At 68.7% G+C, this 22560-nt stretch carries 15 protein-coding genes; all 15 read left to right on the top strand.

What is annotated here, in order from left to right; translation table 11 throughout:
* Positions 1 to 42 precede the first annotated feature (42 nt).
* The 15 genes from OG738_RS08015 (at position 43) to OG738_RS07945 (ending at position 22545) form a co-directional block, all read left to right on the top strand.
* Positions 43 to 1230 (top strand): ABC transporter ATP-binding protein, encoded by a 1188-nt coding sequence (locus tag OG738_RS08015; RefSeq protein ID WP_329052507.1) that lies wholly within the window; start codon positions 43 to 45, stop codon positions 1228 to 1230.
* Positions 1231 to 1268: 38 nt separating this feature from the next.
* Positions 1269 to 2021 (top strand): MlaE family ABC transporter permease, encoded by a 753-nt coding sequence (locus OG738_RS08010; RefSeq protein ID WP_086675527.1) that lies wholly within the window; start codon positions 1269 to 1271, stop codon positions 2019 to 2021.
* 4 nt (positions 2022 to 2025) lie between these two features.
* Positions 2026 to 2862: an MlaE family ABC transporter permease gene (locus tag OG738_RS08005; protein WP_329052505.1), complete on the top strand. Its 837-nt coding sequence runs from the start codon at positions 2026 to 2028 to the stop codon at positions 2860 to 2862.
* On the top strand, positions 2859 to 4184 hold the full coding sequence (locus OG738_RS08000; protein ID WP_329052503.1) for an MCE family protein: 1326 nt from the start codon (positions 2859 to 2861) through the stop codon (positions 4182 to 4184). The genes OG738_RS08005 and OG738_RS08000 overlap by 4 nt, the downstream gene beginning before the upstream one ends.
* On the top strand, positions 4181 to 5209 hold the full coding sequence (locus OG738_RS07995) for an MCE family protein (protein ID WP_329052502.1): 1029 nt from the start codon (positions 4181 to 4183) through the stop codon (positions 5207 to 5209). Before OG738_RS08000 ends, OG738_RS07995 begins: the two co-directional genes overlap by 4 nt.
* On the top strand, positions 5206 to 6192 hold the full coding sequence (locus OG738_RS07990) for an MCE family protein (RefSeq protein ID WP_329052500.1): 987 nt from the start codon (positions 5206 to 5208) through the stop codon (positions 6190 to 6192). Before OG738_RS07995 ends, OG738_RS07990 begins: the two co-directional genes overlap by 4 nt.
* Positions 6189 to 7370 (top strand): MCE family protein, encoded by a 1182-nt coding sequence (locus tag OG738_RS07985; RefSeq protein ID WP_329052499.1) that lies wholly within the window; start codon positions 6189 to 6191, stop codon positions 7368 to 7370. The genes OG738_RS07990 and OG738_RS07985 overlap by 4 nt, the downstream gene beginning before the upstream one ends.
* Positions 7367 to 8545 carry an MCE family protein gene (locus OG738_RS07980; protein WP_329052497.1) on the top strand — a complete coding sequence of 393 codons (1179 nt, stop codon included), beginning with the start codon at positions 7367 to 7369 and terminating at the stop codon, positions 8543 to 8545. The genes OG738_RS07985 and OG738_RS07980 overlap by 4 nt, the downstream gene beginning before the upstream one ends.
* Entirely contained in the window at positions 8545 to 9810 is a 1266-nt protein-coding gene (locus OG738_RS07975; RefSeq protein WP_329052496.1) for an MlaD family protein, read from the top strand. Before OG738_RS07980 ends, OG738_RS07975 begins: the two co-directional genes overlap by 1 nt.
* A 36-nt stretch (positions 9811 to 9846) precedes the next feature.
* Positions 9847 to 10437: a hypothetical protein gene (locus tag OG738_RS07970; RefSeq protein WP_329052494.1), complete on the top strand. Its 591-nt coding sequence runs from the start codon at positions 9847 to 9849 to the stop codon at positions 10435 to 10437.
* A gap of 83 nt (positions 10438 to 10520) precedes the next feature.
* Positions 10521 to 11492, top strand: a complete 972-nt coding sequence (locus OG738_RS07965; RefSeq protein ID WP_329056604.1) for a hypothetical protein — start codon at positions 10521 to 10523, stop codon at positions 11490 to 11492.
* A 95-nt stretch (positions 11493 to 11587) separates the two neighbouring features.
* Positions 11588 to 12436: an ADP-ribosylglycohydrolase family protein gene (locus tag OG738_RS07960; RefSeq protein ID WP_329052493.1), complete on the top strand. Its 849-nt coding sequence runs from the start codon at positions 11588 to 11590 to the stop codon at positions 12434 to 12436.
* Positions 12437 to 13093: 657 nt separating this feature from the next.
* Positions 13094 to 16597, top strand: a complete 3504-nt coding sequence (rpoB, locus tag OG738_RS07955; protein WP_329052492.1) for a DNA-directed RNA polymerase subunit beta — start codon at positions 13094 to 13096, stop codon at positions 16595 to 16597.
* Between the two features lie 95 nt (positions 16598 to 16692).
* Positions 16693 to 20604, top strand: coding sequence for a DNA-directed RNA polymerase subunit beta' (locus OG738_RS07950; protein ID WP_329052490.1), 3912 nt, complete (start codon positions 16693 to 16695; stop codon positions 20602 to 20604).
* A 165-nt stretch (positions 20605 to 20769) separates the two neighbouring features.
* Positions 20770 to 22545 carry a hypothetical protein gene (locus tag OG738_RS07945; RefSeq protein WP_329052488.1) on the top strand — a complete coding sequence of 592 codons (1776 nt, stop codon included), beginning with the start codon at positions 20770 to 20772 and terminating at the stop codon, positions 22543 to 22545.
* Positions 22546 to 22560: the final 15 nt, after the last annotated feature.

The raw sequence follows: 22560 nt of genomic DNA, 5'->3' as shown, positions 1-22560 counted from the left end.
TGGCAGCGGGCGCAATGACGCGGAACAGCTCCTGGAGGTGCGATGGGTGCCGAGGTGGTCATCGAAGGCCTGACCAAGTCCTTCGGTAAGCAGGCCATCTGGCGGGACGTCACGTTGACGCTGCCCCCGGGCGAAGTGTCGGCGATGCTCGGTCCGTCGGGAACCGGCAAGTCGGTCTTCCTCAAGTCGATGATCGGGCTGCTCAAGCCCGACCGTGGCCGGTGCGTGATCAACGGGGTGGACATCGTCACCTGCTCCGAGCACAAGCTATACGAGATCCGGAAGCTCTTCGGCGTCCTGTTCCAGGACGGCGCGCTGTTCGGCTCGATGAACCTCTACGACAACGTCGCCTTCCCGCTGCGCGAGCACACGAAGAAGTCCGAGACGGAAATCCGCCGGATCGTCCTCGAGAAGCTCGACATGACCGGTCTGAACGGCGCCGACAAGAAGCTGCCGGGCGAGATCTCCGGCGGGATGCGCAAGCGCGCCGGCCTCGCCCGCGCCCTGGTGCTGGACCCGGAGATCATCCTGGTCGACGAGCCGGACTCCGGCCTCGACCCGGTCCGCACCACCTACATTTCGCAGCTGTTCCTCGACGTCAACGCGCAGATCGACGCGACGTTCCTGATCGTCACGCACAACATCAACCTGGCTCGCACGGTGCCGGACAACCTGGGCATGCTCTTCCGCAAGGAACTGGTCATGTTCGGCCCGCGCGAGGTGCTGCTGACCAGCGAGGAGCCGGTCGTCAAGCAGTTCCTCAACGGCAAGATGCAGGGTCCGATCGGGATGTCCGAGGAGAAGGACTCCGCCCAGATGGCGGCCGAGCAGGCGATGTTCGACGCCGGGCACCACGCGGGCGGGGTCGAGGACGTCACCGGGGTGCCGCCGCAGATGCAGACGACGCCGGGCGTGCCGACGCGGATGGGCGCGGTCCGCCGCAAGGACCGCGTCATGGAGATCATGCACCGGCTGCCGCAGCCCGCGCAGGAGAGCATCATCGCCTCCCTGTCGCCGGAGGAGCAGCGCCACTACGGCGTCCACCCGCAGCGGGTCGCGCAGGCCCAGCAACAGCAGCAGGTCCCGGCGGGCGTCCGGCCGGGTGACGGCGTCCCGAACCAGCACCACGGCCAGCTGCCCGCCGACCAGGTCGCGCGGATCCCGGGCGGCCAGCCGCCGAGACCCGGCACGCACCGAATGCCGCCGAACAACGGGCCAGGTGGCCGGTGAGTTCTCCCGCAACACAGGCGAAGATCCCCGGGATCGGCATGCTCCGCGAGACCGGGAACCTGTTCGCTCTCGGCCTGGACATCATCCGCGGCCTGTTCCAGCGCCCGTTCCAGCTGCGGGAGTTCATCCAGCAGTCGTGGTTCATCGCGAGCGTGACCATCCTGCCGACGGCCCTCGTGGCGATCCCGTTCGGCGCGGTCATCTCGCTGCAGTTCGGTTCGCTCGCCCGCCAGCTGGGCGCGCAGTCCTACACCGGCGCGGGCTCCGTGCTCGCCACCGTGCAGCAGGCCAGTCCGCTGGTCACCGCGCTGCTGGTGGCGGGCGCGGGCGGCTCCGCCGTCTGTGCTGATATCGGTGCGCGCACCATCCGCGAGGAGATCGCCGCGATGGAGGTGCTCGGTGTTTCCGCGGTGCAGCGGCTGATCGTGCCGCGCACGCTCGCGATGATGCTGGTCGCGCTGCTGCTCAACGGCATGGTCAGCGTCATCGGCGTGCTGGGCGGCTACTTCTTCAACGTCGTGCTGCAGGGCGGGACGCCGGGTGCGTACCTGGCGAGCTTCTCCGCGCTGGCCCAGCTGCCCGACCTCTGGGTCGGTGAGCTCAAGGCGCTGATCTTCGGGTTCATCGCCGCCGTCGTTGCGTCCTACCGGGGCCTCAACCCCTCCGGCGGCCCGAAGGGCGTCGGGGACGCGGTGAACCAGTCGGTGGTCATCACGTTCCTCATGCTCTTCGTCGTGAACTTCGTGATCACCCTGATCTACCTGCAGATCGTGCCCGGAAAGCTGGACTAGCGCCATGACGTTCCTCCAGGGCGCGAAACGCGTCGCCCACCGACCCCTCCAGACGCTGGACACCCTCGGTGACCAGATGTCGTTCTACGGCCGCGCGCTGCTGTGGACGCCGCGAACCCTGCGCCGCTACACGAAGGAAGTCCTCCGGCTGCTCGCCGAGGTGAGCTTCGGCTCCGGCTCGCTCGCGGTCATCGGCGGCACGGTCGGCGTGATGGTCGGCCTGACGCTGTTCACCGGTGTCCTCGTCGGCCTCCAGGGCTACTCGGCGCTGAACTCGATCGGGACGTCGGCCTTCACCGGCTTCCTGACGGCGTTCTTCAACACGCGTGAGATCGCGCCGCTGGTCGCCGGCCTCGCGCTGAGCGCCACGGTCGGTGCCGGGTTCACCGCGCAGCTGGGCGCGATGCGGATCTCCGAGGAGATCGACGCGCTGGAGGTCATGGGCGTGCCGAGCCTGCCGTACCTGGTGACGACGCGGATCATCGCCGGGTTCGTCGCGGTCATCCCGCTCTACATCATCGGCCTGCTGAGCTCGTACCTCGCGTCGAGACTGGTCGTCATCTACATCTACAACCAGTCCGCGGGGACCTACGACCATTACTTCGACCTGTTCCTGCCACCGCAGGACGTGCTCTATTCGTTCATCAAGGTGCTGCTCTTCAGCGTCCTGATCATCCTGTCGCACTGCTACTTCGGGTACCGGGCGACGGGCGGCCCGGCCGGGGTCGGCGTCGCGGTCGGCAAGGCGGTGCGGCTCTCGATCGTCACGGTGTCGATCATGAACTTCTTCATCGGGTTCGCCATCTGGGGAACCGACGTCACGGTAAGGATCGCGGGATGAGGACGCTCCGACGCAGGCTGCTCGGCCTGCTGCTCATCGCCGTGCTGGTCGGCGGGGTGGCGCTGTCGATCGCGCTCTACGACAAGGCGTTCACGCCGGTCGTCACGGTCAAGCTGCAGGCCGACAAGATCGGCAACCAGCTGATCAAGCAGTCCGACGTCAAGGTGCGCGGGCTGATCGTCGGGTCCGTCCAGGACATCGTCGCCACCGATCACGGCGCCGAGCTGACGCTGGCGCTCAACCCGCAGTCGGCGAAGCTGATCCCGGAGAACGTCTCGGCGCGGTTCCTGCCGAAGACGCTCTTCGGTGAGCGGTTCGTCTCGCTGGAGATCCCGAAGGACCCGTCGGCGAAGACCCTCTCCAGCGGTGACGTCATCCCGCAGGACCGCACGTCCAGCGCGGTCGAGCTGGAGCAGGCGTTCTCCCACCTGATGCCGGTGCTGCAGGCGGTGCAGCCGCAGAAGCTGTCGGCGACGCTCACCGCGATCTCGACCGCGCTGTCCGGCCGCGGCGACCAGCTCGGCGACACGCTCACGCAGCTCGGCACCTACATCGGCGAGCTGAACCCGCACGAGCCGGAGCTGCAGCACAACCTCAAGGCGCTCGCGGAGTTCTCCGACCACCTCAAGGACGCCGCGCCCGACCTGGTGCAGAGCCTGGACAACCTGAGCACGACGACCCGGACCGTGGTCGACGAGCAGCAGCACCTGGCGGACCTCTACGGCAGCCTGACCCAGGCTTCGGTGGACCTGCAGACGTTCCTGCAGAACAACAAGGACAACATCATCTCCCTCGCCGACACCGCCCGGCCCACGGCCGAGCTGCTGGCGAAGTACGCGCCGGAGTACCCCTGCGTGATCTCCCAGATGGCCCAGAACGTGCCGCTGATCGACCAGGCGCTCGGCAAGGGCACCGACAAGCCCGGCCTGCACGCGACGATCGAGATCATCGTGCCGCGCGCGCCGTACCAAGCCGGCAAGGAGGAGCCGCGGTTCGAGGACAAGCGCGGACCGCGGTGCTACGACATGAAGGACATCCCGAAGCCGTTCCCGTCGGAGCCCCCGGACGGCGCGTTCAAGGACGGCACGAAGCACCAGGCCGCCCCGAAGACCGTCAGTGAAGGCCTGAACCCGGCCAACTTCAAGGCCGATGCGGCCGGTGGCAACGGGTCCGGCGGCGACCTGGCGTACTCGCCCGCGGAGCAGGGCTTCCTGGCCGATCTCCTGGGCCCGCAGCTGGGCATGAACGCCGCGGACGTGCCGGGCTGGAGCTCGCTGCTCGTCGGACCGCTCTACCGCGGGGCGGAGGTGACGGTGAAGTGAGGGGCCTGCTCGCGCCGCTGATCAAGCTCAGCATCTTCGTGGTCGTCACCGTGCTGTTCACGACGATCCTCGGGATCAGCATCGCCAACATCAACACCACCAGCACCAACGCCTACAAGGCGCGCTTCACCGACGCGACGCTGCTGCTGCCCAACGACGACGTCCGCATCGCCGGCGTCCGCGTCGGGCAGGTCAAGGACGTCAAGATCGTCGACAAGCGCCAGGCCGAGGTCGAGTTCGAGGTCGACTCCGGCCGGACGCTGCCGGCCGGCGTGACCGCGCAGATCAAGTTCCGCAACCTGGTCGGCCAGCGCTACGTCGCCCTCGGCGAGGGCGACGACAGCTCCGGCAAGACGCTGCAGCCCGGCGGCACCATCCCGCTGGAGCGGACCACGCCGGCGCTGGACCTGACCGAGCTGTTCAACGGCTTCAAGCCGCTGTTCACCGCGCTCAACCCGGACGACGTCAACAAGCTGTCGTACGAGGTCATCCAGGTCCTGCAGGGCGAGGGCGGCACCGTCGAGAGCCTGCTGTCGCACACGGCATCGCTGGCCACCACGATCGCGAACAAGGACCAGGTGATCGGCGAGGTCATCGACAACCTCAACTCGGTGCTCGACACGGTCAACGCGCACACGCCGCAGCTCAACGACCTGATCGTCAAGCTGCAGCAGCTGACGTCCGGCCTCGCCGCGGACCGCAAGCCGATCGGGGACGCCATCGAGAGCCTCGGCAACCTGGCCGAAACGACGTCCGGCCTGCTGAGCGACGTCCGGGAGCCGCTGAAGAACGACATCAGCGCGCTCGGGACCCTCACGAACCAGCTCAACAAGAACGAGCCGGAGCTGGAGCACTTCATCCAGTTCCTGCCGACGAAGGTGAGCACGCTGACCCGCACCGCGGACTACGGCTCCTGGTTCAACTTCTACGCCTGCGAGTTCTCCGGGACGGTCAGCTTGCCACCCTTGATTCCCGCGACAGACCTGCCGCTGATCCCGGTCAACCGGGAGAGGTGCACGGGATGAAGTCCTTCCAGAAGCGCAACCCCGTCCCGATCGCGCTGGTCGGCATCGCCGTACTGGCGCTGGGCTTCATCGCCGCGCTGAACTCCGACGACCTGCCGGTGATCGGCGGCGGCACGACCTACAGCGCCGAGTTCAGCGAGGCCTCCGGGCTGCAGAAGGACAACGACGTCCGGATCGCCGGCGTCAAGGTCGGCAAGGTCAGCGACATCCAGCTCGACGGCGCGTCGGTCAAGGTGTCGTTCAAGGTCAAGGACGCCTGGCTGGGCGACCGCACCGGCGCCGCGATCAAGATCAAGACGCTGCTCGGCCAGAAGTACCTGTCGCTGGACCCGGAGGGCGAGGGCTCGCTGAACCCGGGCACCGCCATCCCGCGCGACCGCACGATGGCCCCCTACGACGTGCTCGACGCGTTCCGCGGGCTGTCGCAGACCGTCGACAACATCGACACCAAGCAGCTGGCGCAGAGCTTCGACACGATCTCGCAGACCTTCGCCAACACGCCGGAAGACGTGAAGGGCGCGCTGTCGGGGCTGTCGAAGCTGTCGGACACGATCGCCTCGCGCGACACGCAGCTGTCGAACCTGCTGTCCAACACCCGTGAGGTGTCGCAGACGCTGGTCGACCGCGACGCCGAGGTGCAGAAGCTGCTCACCGACGGCAACAAGCTGCTCGACGAGCTGTCCCAGCGCGAAGACGCGATCACGTCGCTGCTCAACGGCTCCCGCGAGCTGGCGACGCAGCTGCAGGGCCTGATCGACGACAACGGCAAGCAGCTCGACCCGGTGCTCACGTCGCTGGACCAGCTGACGTCGATGCTGCAGCGCAACCAGGACTCCCTCGCCGAGGGCATCAAGAAGTTCGCGCCGTTCATCCGCGTCTTCACCAACACCATCGGCAACGGGCGCTGGTTCGACAACTACATCTGCGGCCTGGTGCTGCCGTCGTTCGGCCCGATCAACGAAGAGGGGTGCTACACGAAATGAGTGACACCCGCTTCGGATCGGCCCTGACCCGGGGCTTCACCATCGCGATCGTCCTCGCGCTCGTCGTCGCCGGCGGGATCTGGTGGACGCTCAAGGACGCCGGCCGCAACCACCTGACCGCGTACTTCGCCGGCGCCGTCGGCCTGTACGAGGGCAACAGCGTGCGGATGCTCGGCGTCGACATGGGCACGGTCACCAAGATCACGCCGATGGGCAACCAGGTGAAGGTCGACTTCGAGTACGACCGCTCGGTGCCCGTCCCGGCGGACGCCAAGGCGCTCATCGTGGCGCCGTCGCTGGTCTCCGACCGCTACGTCCAGCTCGCCCCGGCCTACACCGGCGGCCCGCGGATCTCCGACGGCGCGGTCATCGGCCTCGACCGCACCGAGGTGCCCCTGGAAGTCGACCAGCTGGCGGCCAGCCTGGCCCGGGTCAGCGAGACCCTCGGCCCGAACGGCGCCAACAAGAACGGCTCGCTGTCGAACCTGCTGAACACCGCCGCGGCCAACGTCGACGGCAACGGCCAGGCCCTGCACGACACGATCACCAAGCTCGGCCAGGCGGCCGGCACGCTGGCCGGCAACAAGGACGACCTGTTCTCCACCGTCGAGAACCTCGGCAAGTTCTCCCAGACGCTGGCCGACTCCGACAAGTCGGTCCGCACCTTCGAAAGCCAGCTCGCCGACGTCAGCGGCTACCTGGCGTCCGAAAAGGACAACCTGGCCGCGACCGTGCAGCAGCTGGGCACCACACTCACCTCGGTGCAGGCGTTCATCGACCAGAACCACGACCGGCTCAAGTCCAATGTGGACAAGCTGGCCGGCATCACCAAGGTCCTCGTCGACCAGCGCAGCTCGCTCGCCGAGATCCTCGACGTCGCGCCGGTCGGCCTGAGCAACCTGGTCAACACCTACAACGGCTCGGCGGGCACGCTCGACGCCCGGCCGAACCTCAACGAGCTGACCCAGCCGCCGCTGGTGATGATCTGCCGGCTCCTGAAGCAGGCCGGCAACGGCATTCCGGACGCGCTCGGCAGCGCCTGCGAGGGCATCGCCGGCGTGGTCGACAAGGTGATCCCGCTGCCGTCCGTGGCGCAGACCGTGCAGGCCCTGCAGTCCGGTCAGCTGCCGCCGCTCCCGCTACCCATCGCCGGGCAGCTCTACGGAGGTGGGCAGTGAAGAAGCTGCTGACGATCGGAGCGCTGGCCACCGTGTCCGCGCTGACGTTGTCGGGCTGCGCGTTCAACGGCATCTACGACCTGCCGCTGCCCGGCGGCGCCGACCTCGGCGACCACCCGTACACGGTGAACGTCGAGTTCCGCGACGTGCTCGACCTGACCCCACAGGCCGGCGTGAAGGTCGACGAAGTGCCGGTCGGCCGGGTCGAGAACGTCGGGCTCACGAAGGACGGCTGGCACGCGCTGGTGACGCTGAAGGTCAACGGCGACATCAAGCTGCCGGCCAACGCGATCGCCAACGTCAAGCAGTCGAGCCTGCTCGGCGAGAAGTACGTCGAGCTGGCCTCGCCCGGCGACGACCAGGCCCAGGGCAAGCTCGCCGACAACGCGACCATCCCGCTCGCCAGGACGAACCGCAGCGTCGAGGTCGAGGAACTGCTCGGCGCGCTGTCGCTGCTGCTCAACGGCGGTGGGGTCGACCAGCTCAACACCATCACCAAGGAGCTCAACAACGCGACGTCCGGCCGCGAGCCGGACATCAAGGCGCTGCTGGACAACGCGAACCAGCTGGTCACCAACCTCGACCAGCAGTCGCGCAACATCACCCGGGCCATCGACGGGCTGAACCGGCTGTCCTCGACCCTGAACGGCCAGAAGGACAAGCTGGTCGGCGCGGTCGACAACCTCGGCCCCGGACTCGGCGTGCTGGAGCAGCAGCGCGGCCAGCTGGTCACGATGCTGCAGGCCCTGGACAACCTCTCCGGCGTCGCGACCGACACGGTCAACAAGTCGCAGAAGGACCTCGTCGCCGACCTGAAGGCGCTGACGCCGACGCTGCAGAAGCTCGGCGAGGCGGGCAACGACCTGCCGAAGGCGCTGCAGATCCTGCTGACGTTCCCGTTCAGCGACCAGGCCGTCAACGACGTCAAGGGCGACTACTTCAACCTGTTCGCGAAGGTGGACCTGAACCTGAAGACCGTCGTGGAGAACCTCGGCAACAGCCGGCAGAACGCGCTGGCCGGGCAGATCCCGCTGCCGGGCCTGACCGGTGGGGTCGACGGCACGCCGGCCAACCAGCCGCCACCCCTGCCGATCCCCGGCTCCGGGCCGCAGTCCGGGCAGTCGCAGCCGGGCCTCGGCAATCTCTTCGGGCTCCTCTCGGGAGGTGCTGGCTGATGCTGGTGCGCAGGACGAAGATCCAGCTGATCGCGTTCGCGGTCATTTCCATCGTCGCGATCGTGTACGCGCTGGTCCGGTTCGCCGGGCTCGGCACGGTGTTCGGCAACGACGGCTACACGGTGAAGCTGCAGCTCAACGAGTCGGGCGGCATCTTCACCAACGCCGAGGTCACCTACCGCGGCTACAACATCGGGCGGGTCGGCGAGATGCGGCTGACCCCGACCGGGCTCGAAGCCGACCTGAACATCGACCCGTCGGCACCGCAGGTGCCCGCGGACCTCGACGCGGTCGTCGCCAACCGGTCGGCGGTCGGCGAGCAGTACGTCGACCTGAAGCCGAAGGCCGACAAGGGCCCGTACTTGGCCGCCGGCTCGGTCATCCCGGCGTCGAAGACGACGGTCCCGGTCAGCACCGACCGGCTGATCGGCGACCTCGACACGCTCTCGGCGTCGGTCCCGGTCGACTCGCTGCGCACGGTCGTCGACGAGTCCTACGACGCCTTCCGCGGCACCGGCGGCGACCTGCAGAAGCTGCTGGACACCGCGCGCAGCTTCACCACGACCGCGCAGCAGTACCTGCCGCAGACGATCCAGCTGCTCGACCAGGGCGGCAAGGTGCTGGACACGCAGAACGACGAGGCGCAGAACTTCGCGTCGTTCAGCAAGAGCCTCAACGAGCTCACCGGCACCCTGAAGAACTCCGACGGCGACCTGCGCAAGCTCATCGGCATCACGCCGCAGGTGGCGACGCAGATCAGCCAGGTGCTCCAGGAGTCCGGCCCCGGCCTCGGCGCGCTGACGGCGAACCTGCTCACCACGGCCAACCTGACGGTGACCCGGCTGGACGGGATCGAGCAGGGCCTGGTCACCTACCCGGCGCTGGCCGGCGCGGCGAGCAGCGTCGCGCCCGGCGACGGCACCGCGCACCTCGGCCTGGTGCTGAACCTCTTCAACCCGCCGTCGTGCACCAAGGGGTACCTGCCGTACTCGCAGTACCGGACCGGGAACAACCTGACGCCGCGGCCCGCGGACGACAACGCGTACTGTGCCGAACCGAAGGGCAGCCCGATCAACGTGCGGGGCGCGCAGAACGCGCCGTACGGCGGGGTGCCGGTCGCGCCTTCCCAGAGCGACGTCGACGCGAACGCCAACCGGCCCGCGGAGGAGCTCGCGGAAGAGCGCGACACCCGGGGCGTCCCGGGCATCGTCGGCAGCCCCGGCGTCAGCCTGAACAGCCTGGGTTCGTTGCTCGGGCTCGCCTGACGTGGATTTGATGACCGTTACCTACCCTGGAGTGCTATGAGTTCGGACGAGCCGGCCGCCGTGGCGGTGGCCGAGGCCGAGGAGCCGTCCGCGGCGCCGGAGACGCCGTCGAAGGACTCCTCGCGGATCCTGGTGCTCGGTGCCGCGGCGCTGGCGCTGGCCGCGCTGATCGCGGCGGCGATCTTCGGCGTCCAGTGGTGGGTGGCCGCGAACGACGACAACGCCGGCCTGGCGGCCTCGCGCGAGGCCGTGGTCAAGGCGGGCACCAACGCGCTGAAGGCCTACACCGAGGTCGACTACCAGGACCTCGACGGCTTCTTCGCCCGGCAGAAGTCGGTGTCGGACGACAAGATGTCGCAGCAGATCGACCAGTCGGCGCCGACGTTCCGCAAGGCGCTCGCCGACGCCAAGACGAAGGTCACCACGGACGTCCAGGACATCGCCGTCGAGGAGCTGGACGACCACGAAGGCAAGGCCAGCTTCCTCGCCGCGATCGCCACGACCGTCACCCAGGGGGACAAGAGCAGCGCGAAGCCGCTGCGCCTCGAGGTGTCGATGACCCGCGTGGGCGAGGATTGGAAGCTGTCCGGCATCGACAGCGTCCCGCTCGTCGCGGCCGGCCAGTAGCGCGTCACCAGAAGGAGCTCGTAGTGCCCCCCTCCCGCCGCCAGCCGCCCCGCAGCAGCACCCCGCCGCCGCGCCGGCCCCGCGTGGCCGGCCTGCGCAAGCCGCCGACGGACGAGTCGCCCGCCGAACGGACCGGCCAGCTCCCCGCGGTGCCTGCCGAGTCGCGCAAGCCGCGGCCCCGGCCCGCGCCGCGCCCGGCACCCCGGCCCGCCGCCAAGCCCGCCGAGTCGTTCGAGGCCGCGAGCGGGCAGGTCGACACCGCGCCGTCCGCCGAGGACACGGCGGTGTTCGCGGCGGTCGGCACCGAGGACGAGCCGAAGGTCGACGCCCTCACCGGCGAACCCGAAGCGGAAGCGGCTCCCGCGCGCCCGGCCCCGCGCCGGAAGAAGCGCGACACGGGCATCGCGAAGCCGACGGACGTCTCCGAAGCCGAGGCGGCCGCTTCGGTGGACGAGGAGCCGTCGAAGCCCGTGGGCTCGAAGGTGCAGCGGCCGTACGTGGTCGCGGGCGCGCTGGTGCTCGTCGCGCTGATCCTGGGTGGCCTCGCGTTCTGGTTCAAGTCCGAGGAGGTCCAGGTCTCCTCGGCGACGAGCAACACCGCGCTGCTGGACGTCGCGAAGACCGCGCAGGTCAAGGACGCCGTGTCGAAGGCGGCCGAGGCGCTGTTCTCCTACGACTTCAACAACATCAAGAAGACCGAGGACGCGGCGAACGACCTGCTCGCCAACGACGACGTCAAGAACAAGTACAACTCGCTGATGGGCGAGGTGAAGCGGCTCGCGCCGGCGCAGAAGATGATCGTGACGTGCAAGGTGACGCGCGCCGCGGTGATCATGCTCAACGGCGACCTGGCGAAGGTGATGGTCTTCGTCGACCAGACCTCGACCCGCACGGACACGAAGAAGACGACCGCGGGCACCGCCCAGCTCCACCTGAACGCCCAGCTCCAGGGCGACAAGTGGAAGATCACGGACATGGACACCTACAACGCGCCCAAGGTCCCGGCGGCCACCCAGGCACCGTCGTCCTCGGCCCCGCCGTCGCCGACGAAGTGAGTTCGGAGGCCGCCCGGCGACGGGCGGCACCGCTCGTCGATCTCGTCCGGTCTTCGGTGGCCGGTACGCACTGAGGCCGCCGATACGGTGGGCCGATGGGATTCGATCAGGCGCACGCCAGCCTCGTCGGCCTCGCGGTGGGGGACGCCTTCGGCGCGCAGATCCTCCTGCCCGGCGACCACCCGGACGTCACCGGCCGGCGGCTCCCGGCCCCGCCCTGGGCCTGGACCGACGACACCGAGATGGCGTGTTCCGTCTTCGCCGTCCTGGCCCGGCACGGCCACCTCGACCAGGACGCCCTCGCCGCCTCGTTCGCCGAGCACTTCGACCCCGGCCGCGGCTACGGCCCCGGGGCGGCGTGGCGCCTGAACCAGATCAAGACCGGCCGGTCGTGGCAGGAGGTCACCGAACGCGACGGCCGGGGGTCCTGGGGCAACGGCGGCGTGATGCGCGTGGCGCCGCTGGGTGCGTGGTTCTGCGACAACCTGCCGCAGGCGCTGCGGCAGGCCGAGCTGTCCGCGGTGATCACGCACTCGCACTTCGAGGGGGTCGCGGGCGCGGTGGCCGTCGCGGCGGCGGCCGCGCTGCGGGCCGCGTCGCCCGGGCTGGCCGGCGCGGACCTGCTGGACGGCGTGATCCCGCTCGTCCCGCCCGGCCGGGTGCGCGACGGGCTGACGTGGGCCCTGAAGTTCTCCGACGCGCGAGAAGCCGCCGCCAAGCTGGGTACGGGCCGCGAGCTGGCCGCGCACGACACGGTCCCGCTGGCCCTCTGGATCGCGGCCCGCTTCGGCGACGACTTCACGGAAGCCCTCTGGACGGCGGCCCAGGTGGCGGAGGACGTGGACACGGTGTCCGCCATCGTGGGCGGCGTCCTGGCCGCGGACGGCGCACCGGTCCCGGAGGAGTGGCTCGCGGCCTGCGAGCCCCTGCCTTCCTGGGTCTAGATCTCCCGGAGCTGGGCTACCCATCGATCGCGGCCCTGCGCGACAACGGGCGTTCACGGACCGCGAGTGCCACCGCCGACCAGCCGTGACCACAGGGGCGCCTGGGACGGCTGTGACTGCCCTCATCTGCGGCCGTGGGGGTGACCGAACGCTCCGGCGGGCCGGTCCGGCCCGGTCGATGCAGGCGAATCGCGCGTGTTCCGGAACACAGCCGGACCGTCGAATTCGAGGGCAAACTCCCAGGTCCAGACGTGACGGTGGCGCTACTCGCCGGTAGCTGGGAGGATATTCGGCCGCTCACGCTCCGCTGACCCTCTTCCACGCTGCGCCAACCGGCGGGACCCCCGTGTGGCATCTTGACTCTCGGGCCCGGTGGGTTCACGCTTACTCCCGAACGGCGAAACCGGGAGCCCTTGCGGGAGGGACCACCGGCTCGCCTGGAGGCATACCTGAAGACGTCGCGAGGCAGGCTGGGCCCCATCGGGAGCGCCCCCTGGACAGACCGCGCCGTTCGGGCTAGACTGCCTCTTTGCGCTGCCCTCTTTCAGGCTGCCCGGAGCCGGTAGTTAGGATAGTGGGCACACGGCACCCTTGACAGTCGCTCATAGCTGTTGCTATGGCGGCCGTCACCGCTCATTGTCCCCGGAAGGACGCATCTTGGCAGTCTCTCCCGCGAACCAGGCCACTGCTGCGACCACCTCGGCTGAATCTCGCTCGGAGTCCACGGGAATCCCCGGCGCGCCCAAGCGGGTTTCCTTCGCAAAGATTCGCGAACCGCTCAACACGCCCAACCTGCTCGACGTCCAGATCCAGTCGTTCCAGTGGTTCACCGGGGACGAAGCGTGGTTCGAACGCCGTGTCGAAGAAGGTGAAGAAAACCCGGTCGGCGGCCTCGAAGAGGTCCTGAACGAGATCTCCCCGATCGAGGACTTCTCCGGTTCGATGTCCCTGTCCTTCTCCGCCCCGCGCTTCGACGAGGTCAAGGCCTCGATCGAGGAGTGCAAGGACAAGGACATGACGTACGCCGCGCCGCTGTTCGTCACGGCCGAGTTCGTCAACAACAACACCGGCGAGATCAAGAGCCAGACGGTCTTCCTGGGTGACTTCCCGGTCATGACCGACAAGGGCACGTTCATCATCAACGGCACCGAGCGTGTCGTCGTGTCCCAGCTGGTCCGCTCGCCGGGCGTCTACTACTCGAAGGACGTCGACAAGACGACCGACAAGGACGTCTTCAGCGTCCGCGTGATCCCGAGCCGCGGCGCGTGGCTCGAGTTCGACGTCGACAAGCGCGACACCGTCGGCGTCCGCATCGACCGCAAGCGCCGCCAGCCGGTCACCGTGCTGCTGAAGGCCCTGGGCTGGACCACCGAGGCGATCCGCGAGCGCTTCTCCTTCTCGGAGACGCTGCTGGCGACCCTCGAGAAGGACCACACGGCCGGCACCGACGAGGCGCTGCTCGACATCTACCGCAAGCTGCGCCCGGGCGAGCCGCCCACGAAGGAGAGCGCGCAGACCCTGCTGGAGAACCTGTTCTTCAAGGCGAAGCGCTACGACCTGGCCAAGGTCGGCCGGTACAAGGTCAACAAGAAGCTGGGCCTCGACACGCCGTACGACACCGGGACGCTGACCGAAGAGGACATCGTCACCACCATCGAGTACCTGGTCCGGCTGCACGCCGGCGAGGACAAGGTGGTCGCGGCGAACGGCACCGAGATCCCGGTCGAGACCGACGACATCGACCACTTCGGCAACCGGCGCCTGCGCACGGTCGGCGAGCTGATCCAGAACCAGATCCGGGTCGGCCTCTCCCGCACCGAGCGCGTCGTGCGTGAGCGCATGACCACGCAGGACGTCGAGGCGATCACGCCGCAGACCCTGATCAACATCCGCCCGATCGGCGCGGCGATCAAGGAGTTCTTCGGCACCTCGCAGCTGTCGCAGTTCATGGACCAGAACAACCCGCTGTCGGGCCTGACGCACAAGCGTCGTCTGTCGGCCCTCGGCCCGGGTGGTCTGTCCCGTGAGCGCGCCGGCATGGAGGTCCGGGACGTCCACCCGTCGCACTACGGCCGGATGTGCCCGATCGAGACGCCGGAAGGCCCGAACATCGGCCTGATCGGCTCGCTCTGCTCCTACGCGCGGGTCAACCCGTTCGGCTTCATCGAGACGCCGTACCGCAAGGTCGTCGAGGGCCGGGTCACCGACCAGGTCGACTACCTGACCGCGGACGAAGAGGACCGGTACGTCAAGGCCCAGGCCAACGCACCGATCTCGGACGACGGCACCTTCGTCGAAGACCGCGTCATGGCCCGCCGCAAGGGTGGCGAGGTCGAGCTGATCGACCCGCTCGACATCGACTACATGGACGTCTCGCCGCGGCAGATGGTCTCGGTCGCGACGGCGATGATCCCGTTCCTCGAGCACGACGACGCCAACCGCGCCCTGATGGGTGCGAACATGCAGCGCCAGGCCGTGCCGCTGCTGCGCAACCAGGCCCCGTACGTGGGCACGGGTGTGGAGCTGCGCGCCGCGGTCGACGCCGGTGACGTGCTCGTCGCCGAGCAGGCCGGCATCGTCGAGGAGCTCTCGGCGGACCTGATCACGATCATGCACGACGACGGCACGCGGAAGAGCTACGGACTGTACAAGTTCCGCCGCTCGAACCACGGCACCTGCTTCAACCACCGCCCGATCGTCAACGAGGGCGACCGGGTCGAGCAGGGTCAGGTCATCGCCGACGGCCCGTCCACCGAGAACGGTGAGATGGCGCTCGGCAAGAACCTGCTCGTCGCGGTCATGCCGTGGGAGGGCCACAACTACGAGGACGCGATCATCCTCTCCGAGCGCCTGGTGCAGGACGACGTCTTGACGTCGATCCACATCGAGGAGCACGAGATCGACGCCCGCGACACCAAGCTGGGCGCCGAGGAGATCACCCGGGACATCCCGAACGTCTCCGAGGAGGTACTGGCCGACCTCGACGAACGCGGCATCATCCGGATCGGTGCCGAGGTCCGCGACGGCGACATCCTGGTCGGCAAGGTCACGCCGAAGGGCGAGACCGAGCTGACGCCGGAAGAGCGCCTGCTCCGCGCGATCTTCGGCGAGAAGGCCCGCGAAGTCCGCGACACCTCGCTGAAGGTGCCGCACGGCGAGACCGGCAAGGTCATCGGCATCCGCGTGTTCTCGCGCGAGGACGACGACGAGCTGCCCCCGGGCGTCAACGAGCTGGTCCGCGTCTACGTGGCCCAGAAGCGCAAGATCCAGCCGGGCGACAAGCTCGCCGGCCGGCACGGCAACAAGGGTGTCATCGGCAAGATCCTGCCGGTCGAGGACATGCCGTTCATGGAGGACGGCACCCCGGTCGACATCATCCTGAACACGCACGGTGTGCCGCGACGGATGAACATCGGCCAGATCCTCGAGCTGCACCTGGGCTGGCTGGCCTCGCAGGGCTGGACGATCGAGGGCAACCCGGACTGGGCGAAGAACCTCAACGAGGAGCTCTACGACGTCGCGCCCGGCACGAACACCGCGACCCCGGTGTTCGACGGCGCGAAGGAAGAGGAGCTCACCGGGCTGCTCGGGGCGACCAAGCCCAACCGGGACGGCGAGCGCATGGTCAAGGAGAACGGCAAGGCCACGCTGCTCGACGGCCGCTCCGGCGAGCCGTACCCGTACCCGGTCGCCGTCGGCTACATGTACATCCTGAAGCTGCACCACCTGGTCGACGACAAGATCCACGCCCGCTCCACCGGTCCGTACTCGATGATCACGCAGCAGCCGCTGGGTGGTAAGGCGCAGTTCGGTGGCCAGCGCTTCGGTGAGATGGAGTGCTGGGCGATGCAGGCGTACGGCGCTGCCTACACGCTGCAGGAGCTGCTGACGATCAAGTCGGACGACGTGGTCGGCCGCGTCAAGGTGTACGAGGCCATCGTCAAGGGGGAGAACATCCCCGAGCCGGGCATCCCGGAGTCGTTCAAGGTGCTCCTGAAGGAGCTCCAGTCGCTGTGCCTCAACGTCGAGGTGCTCTCCAGCGACGGTGCGGCGATCGAGATGCGCGACTCCGACGACGAGGACCTCGAGCGCGCCGCGGCCAACCTCGGCATCAACCTGTCCCGCAACGAGTCGCCCTCGGTGGACGACGTCGTGCACTGATCGCGAGCTGAGTGTCGGGGGCCGGCCTCCCGCAGACCCCCGACACTCGCCCGCCACCCCCTCTCTAGCCGAAACAACCCCAAGGGGATCTAGACGTGCTGGACGTCAACTTCTTCGATGAGCTCCGCATTGGTCTCGCCACGGCCGACGACATCCGTCAGTGGTCGTACGGCGAGGTCAAGAAGCCGGAGACCATCAACTACCGGACGCTCAAGCCCGAGAAGGACGGCCTCTTCTGCGAGAAGATCTTCGGTCCGACCCGGGACTGGGAGTGCTACTGCGGCAAGTACAAGCGCGTTCGCTTCAAGGGCATCATCTGTGAGCGCTGCGGCGTCGAGGTGACCCGCGCGAAGGTGCGCCGTGAGCGGATGGGCCACATCGAGCTGGCCGCCCCGGTCACCCACATCTGGTACTTCAAGGGTGTTCCCTCCCGCCTCGGCTACCTGCTGGACCTGGCGCCGAAGGACCTCGAGAAGATCATCTACTTCGCTGCTTACGTCATCACGGGCGTGAACACGGAGCTGCGCCACAACGACCTGCCGACCCTCGAGAACGAGATCGGCGTCGAGCGCAAGAACCTCGAGACCAAGCGTGACGCGGACATCGAGGCTCGCGCGCAGAAGCTGGAAGCCGACCTGGCCGAGCTGGAGGCGGAGGGCGCCAAGTCCGACGTCCGCCGCAAGGTCAAGGAGGGCGGCGAGCGCGAGATGCGCCAGCTGCGTGACCGTGCCGGTCGCGAGCTGGACCGCCTCGAGGAGGTCTGGACGACCTTCACGAAGCTCGACACCCGTCAGCTGATCGCCGACGAGCTGCTCTACCGCGAGCTGGTCGACCGCTACGGCGAGTACTTCACCGGCGGCATGGGCGCGGAGGCCATCCAGAAGCTGGCCACCGAGTTCGACGTCGCCGCCGAGGCCGACAACCTGCGCGACACGATCCGCAACGGCAAGGGGCAGAAGAAGCTCCGCGCGCTGAAGCGGCTCAAGGTCGTCGCGGCGTTCCAGGCCACCGGCAACGACCCGCGCGGCATGGTGCTCGACGCCGTCCCGGTCATCCCGCCGGACCTGCGCCCGATGGTGCAGCTGGACGGTGGCCGCTTCGCGACCTCCGACCTGAACGACCTGTACCGCCGGGTGATCAACCGGAACAACCGCCTCAAGCGGCTGATCGACCTCGGCGCGCCCGAGATCATCGTCAACAACGAGAAGCGGATGCTGCAGGAGGCCGTCGACGCGCTGTTCGACAACGGCCGCCGCGGGCGTCCGGTCACCGGCCCGGGCAACCGGCCGCTGAAGTCGCTGTCCGACCTCCTCAAGGGCAAGCAGGGCCGGTTCCGCCAGAACCTGCTCGGCAAGCGCGTCGACTACTCGGGCCGTTCGGTCATCATCGTCGGCCCGCAGCTGAAGCTGCACCAGTGCGGCCTGCCGAAGGACATGGCGCTCGAGCTGTTCAAGCCGTTCGTCATGAAGCGGCTGGTCGACCTGAACCACGCGCAGAACATCAAGTCCGCCAAGCGGATGGTGGAGCGCTCGCGGCCGCAGGTGTGGGACGTGCTGGAAGAGGTCATCACCGGCCACCCGGTGATGCTGAACCGCGCGCCGACGCTGCACCGCCTCGGCATCCAGGCCTTCGAGCCGCAGCTGGTCGAGGGCAAGGCCATCCAGCTGCACCCGCTGGTCTGCGAGGCGTTCAACGCGGACTTCGACGGTGACCAGATGGCGGTGCACCTGCCGCTGTCGGCCGAGGCGCAGGCCGAGGCCCGGATCCTGATGCTGTCGGCGAACAACATCCTGTCGCCGGCGTCGGGCCGTCCGCTCGCCATGCCGCGGCTGGACATGGTGACGGGTCTGTTCCACCTGACCCGCCTCAACGAGAAGGCCGAGGGCGCGGGCAACGCGTACTCGTCGCCGGCCGAGGCCATCATGGCCTTCGACCGCAAGGCGCTGGGCCTGCACGCCCCGATCAAGATCCGCGTCACCGACCGTCAGCCGGCGAAGGCCGACGAAGCGGCGCTCGCGGAGAAGGGCTGGGAGCCGGGCAAGGCGTGGCTGGCCGAGACGACCCTGGGCCGCGTGCTGTTCAACGAGCTGCTGCCGGCGGACTACCCGTTCATCAACGAGCCGATGCCGAAGAAGCGGCAGGCCGCGATCGTGAACGACCTCGCCGAGCGGTACTCGATGACGCAGGTCGCGCAGACCCTGGACCGCCTGAAGGACGCCGGGTTCTACTGGGCGACCCGCTCGGGCGTCACCGTCGCCATCTCGGACGTGCTCACCCCGGTGGGCAAGGCCGCGATCCTCGACGAGTACGAGGGCAAGGCCTCCCAGGTGGAGAAGCGCTACCAGCGTGGTCAGCTGTCGCACACCGAGCGCAACAACGAGCTCGTCAAGGTGTGGACGCAGGCCACCGAAGAGGTCCACAAGATCATGGAGACGGCGCTGCCGGACGACAACCCGATCGCCATGATCGTGAAGTCGGGCGCGGCGGGCAACATGACGCAGGTCCGGTCGCTGGCCGGCATGCGTGGCCTGGTGTCGAACCCGAAGGGTGAGTACATCCCGCGTCCGATCAAGGCCAACTTCCGTGAGGGCCTGTCGGTGGCGGAGTACTTCATCGCGACGCACGGTGCCCGGAAGGGCCTGGCGGACACGGCGCTGCGGACCGCCGACTCGGGTTACCTGACCCGGCGTCTGGTGGACGTCTCGCAGGACGTCATCGTCCGCGAGGTCGACTGCGGCACCACCCGCGGCATCATGATGCCGATCGGCGAGGACATCGGCGACGGCAAGGTGCTGCGCGACCAGCACGTCGAGACCTCCGTGTACGCGCGGAACCTCGCGACGGACGCGGTGGACGCCAAGGGCAACGTCGTGCTGAACGCGGGCGACGACATCGGCGACCCGGCCATCGACAAGCTGCTCTCCAGCGGCATCTCGAAGGTCAAGGTCCGCTCGGTGCTGACCTGCGAGTCGGCCGTCGGCATCTGCGCGACCTGCTACGGCCGCTCGATGGCGACCGGTCAGCTCGTCGACGTCGGCGAGGCCGTGGGTATCGTCGCGGCCCAGTCGATCGGTGAGCCGGGCACGCAGCTGACGATGCGTACGTTCCACCAGGGTGGTGTCGCCGGTGACGACATCACGACCGGTCTGCCCCGTGTCCAGGAGCTCTTCGAGGCCCGGGTGCCGAAGGGCAAGGCGCCGATCGCCGACGTCGATGGCCGCGTGCGCATCGAGGAAAGCGAGCGGTTCTGGAAGATCACGCTGATCCCGGACGACGGCGGCGAAGAGATCGTCTTCGACAAGCTGTCCAAGCGTCAGCGGCTCGCGAACACCCCGAACGGCCCGCTGGGCGACGGCGACCACGTCAACGTCGGCCAGCAGCTGCTCGAGGGCACGCCGGACCCGCACGAGGTCCTGCGGGTCATGGGGCCGCGCGAGGCGCAGATGCACCTGACGGACGAGGTCCAGAAGGTGTACCGGGCGCAAGGTGTGTCGATCCACGACAAGCACATCGAGGTCATCGTCCGGCAGATGCTGCGCCGCGTGACGATCATCGACTCCGGTGCCACGGACTTCCTGCCGGGCGAGCTGCCCGAGCGGACCAAGTTCGAGGCGACGAACCGGGCCGCGGTCGCCGAGGGCGGCGAGCCGGCTTCGGGCCGTCCGGTGCTGATGGGCATCACGAAGGCGTCGCTCACCACGGACTCGTGGCTGTCGGCGGCGTCGTTCCAGGAGACCACGCGCGTCCTGACCGACGCGGCCATCAACGGCCGCTCGGACCGGCTCGTGGGCCTCAAGGAGAACGTGATCATCGGTAAGCTGATCCCGGCCGGTACGGGCATCAACAAGTACCGCAACATCCAGGTGCAGCCGACGGAAGAGGCCCGGGTCGCGGCGTACGCGATCCCGTCCTACGACGACGGCTACTACACCCCGGACGTGTTCGGTACGGGTACCGGTGCCGCTGTTCCGCTGGACGACTACGACTTCGGCCGCGACTTCCGCTGAAGCTGAGTCACGAGAAAGGCCCCTGCCGGGTTTCCGGCGGGGGCCTTTCCCGTTTCCATGGTCGTTTCACCACCTGTTCACCCGGTCCGGATACCGCTACAGTGAGCCGGTTCACGCGGTTCGGGGGCTTTGCGCGTTTCATCGGGTAATCAGGGGTGACTGTTCGTGAACAGATCCAGATCCATCGTGCGCAGAGCGGCGATCTACCTCGCCACCCTCGCCACCGCTTCGGCGTTGACCGGAGCGTTCGCCGCACCGGCGGGCGCCCAGGAGGAGCCGGACGCCACGCCGACATCCTCGGCGCCGTCCACCACGGCCGGTTCGGAAACGCCGCCGAGCAGCTCCGCGGAAGCGCCGTCCAGCGCTCCGGGCTCCACCGAGGCTTCGAAGTCCCCGGCCGGGAAGCCGCCGGCCGCGAAGGCGGCGGCGCGGGCGCAGGTCGACGTGTCGCTCGACTTCGACAAGCCGTCGTACGGGACCGGCGAAGACGTGACCTTCACGCTGAAGCTGAAGAACACCGGCGGGACCACCGCGACCGGTCTCACCATGTACCAGATGAGCTCCGACCCGACCGACCTCGTCGTGCCCTACGCCGGCTGGGGTGACCTCAAGGGCTGGCCCGGTGTGACGCTCCAGCCGGACGAAACCTTCGACCTCAAGGTGTCCGGGAAGGTCCGGGACGTCGAGCAGGCCACCGCGGTCGTGCGCGGCGCCCTCTTCGACGCGTCCGGCGCCAGTGCCAGCCAGACGTTCAGCTTCAGCACCCCGGTGACCAAGGTGGCCGGCCGCGCGGTGGGCACGGTGTACGGCGACAAGAACGGCAACGGCGAGCTCGACGGCGGCGAGCAGCTGGCCGGCACCAAGCTCACCCTGCGGTACGTCCAAAGCAGCACCGGTCAGGCGTACACGGCTACCAGCGACGCCGACGGCAAGTTCAGCTTCGACGTCCCGGCCGGGGACTACTACCTCGGCGGTGACGTGGTCGACGGCTGGCTGTTCCCGTTCCGGACCGTCCACATCGGACCGGACAGCGACGACATGCTCGTCCGCGGCGTCCCGCCGCTGAACGGCGCGCTCAAGGCGTCGATCGCGTTCACCCAGGACAGCTACCAGGTCGGCGACACCGCGCACCTCACCGTGACGCTGGCCAACTCCGGCCCGATCCCGCTCACCGGCATCGTGGCCGAGTGCAACCGGATCGGTGACCCCTACATCCTGGCGGGCGACGGACCCGGCTGGGGCGACCTGGCCTGGAACCGCGGGGTGACGATCGGAGCGGGCGAGACGCGCACGTTCGACGTCACCGACACCGTGCCGGACGCCGCGTACAACCGCGGCTACGTGGCGGCCTACTGCGACTTCGGGTACTTCGAGGTCGACATCGACAACCACGCGCAGGCCGGCGACCAGGCCGCGGTGCCGGGCGCCAAGGCCGCGATCGTCGGGGACGTCACGCACGTCACGGACGGGGGTGCGCGCCAGGGAGTGGCCGGCGTCAAGCTCGTGCTGACCGCCGACCGGCACTGCCCGGTCATCGGCGAGCAGACGACCGATGACCAGGGGCACTTCGAGTTCCACGGCCTGGTGCCGGGGCTCGACTACAAGCTGTACCTCGTGCCGCCGCAGGGGTGGCAGGTCAAGTACGACAACCCGACCGGCGTCAACGTCTACGGCCCGGAGGAAAACCCGGCCAGGCTGGGGTTCGACGTCGAGCCCGGTGACGCCCAGGCGCCGGCCGTGCCGACGAACCCGGCCGACTGCACCGCCACTCCGGCACCCGGCAGTGGCAGCGGTTCCGGTGGTGGCGGGGAGAGCGGCGGTGGCGGCGGCCTGGCCAGCACCGGGGTCGACGCGATCAGCCTCGGCGCGCTCGCGCTGGTGGCTCTCGGTCTCGGCGGCGGCCTGCTGGTCGGCACCCGGCGGCGCCGGCGTTCGGCCTGACGAAACGAAAAGGCG

The organism is Amycolatopsis sp. NBC_01488 (genome assembly GCF_036227105.1).
GTDB lineage: Bacteria > Actinomycetota > Actinomycetes > Mycobacteriales > Pseudonocardiaceae > Amycolatopsis.
The sequence above is the reverse complement of the archived record's forward strand: the minus strand, read 5'-3'. Positions and strand labels throughout refer to the sequence as shown.

Excerpts from the sequence above, each read along its gene's own strand:
- OG738_RS08015 (WP_329052507.1), top strand. The coding sequence starts at position 43 with ATGGGTGCCGAGGTGGTCATCGAAGGCCTGACCAAGTCCTTCGGTAAG.
- OG738_RS08010 (WP_086675527.1), top strand. The coding sequence starts at position 1,269 with ATGCTCCGCGAGACCGGGAACCTGTTCGCTCTCGGCCTGGACATCATC.
- OG738_RS08005 (WP_329052505.1), top strand. The coding sequence starts at position 2,026 with ATGACGTTCCTCCAGGGCGCGAAACGCGTCGCCCACCGACCCCTCCAG.
- OG738_RS08000 (WP_329052503.1), top strand. The coding sequence starts at position 2,859 with ATGAGGACGCTCCGACGCAGGCTGCTCGGCCTGCTGCTCATCGCCGTG.
- OG738_RS07990 (WP_329052500.1), top strand. The coding sequence starts at position 5,206 with ATGAAGTCCTTCCAGAAGCGCAACCCCGTCCCGATCGCGCTGGTCGGC.
- OG738_RS07985 (WP_329052499.1), top strand. The coding sequence starts at position 6,189 with ATGAGTGACACCCGCTTCGGATCGGCCCTGACCCGGGGCTTCACCATC.
- OG738_RS07975 (WP_329052496.1), top strand. The coding sequence starts at position 8,545 with ATGCTGGTGCGCAGGACGAAGATCCAGCTGATCGCGTTCGCGGTCATT.
- OG738_RS07970 (WP_329052494.1), top strand. The coding sequence starts at position 9,847 with ATGAGTTCGGACGAGCCGGCCGCCGTGGCGGTGGCCGAGGCCGAGGAG.
- OG738_RS07960 (WP_329052493.1), top strand. The coding sequence starts at position 11,588 with ATGGGATTCGATCAGGCGCACGCCAGCCTCGTCGGCCTCGCGGTGGGG.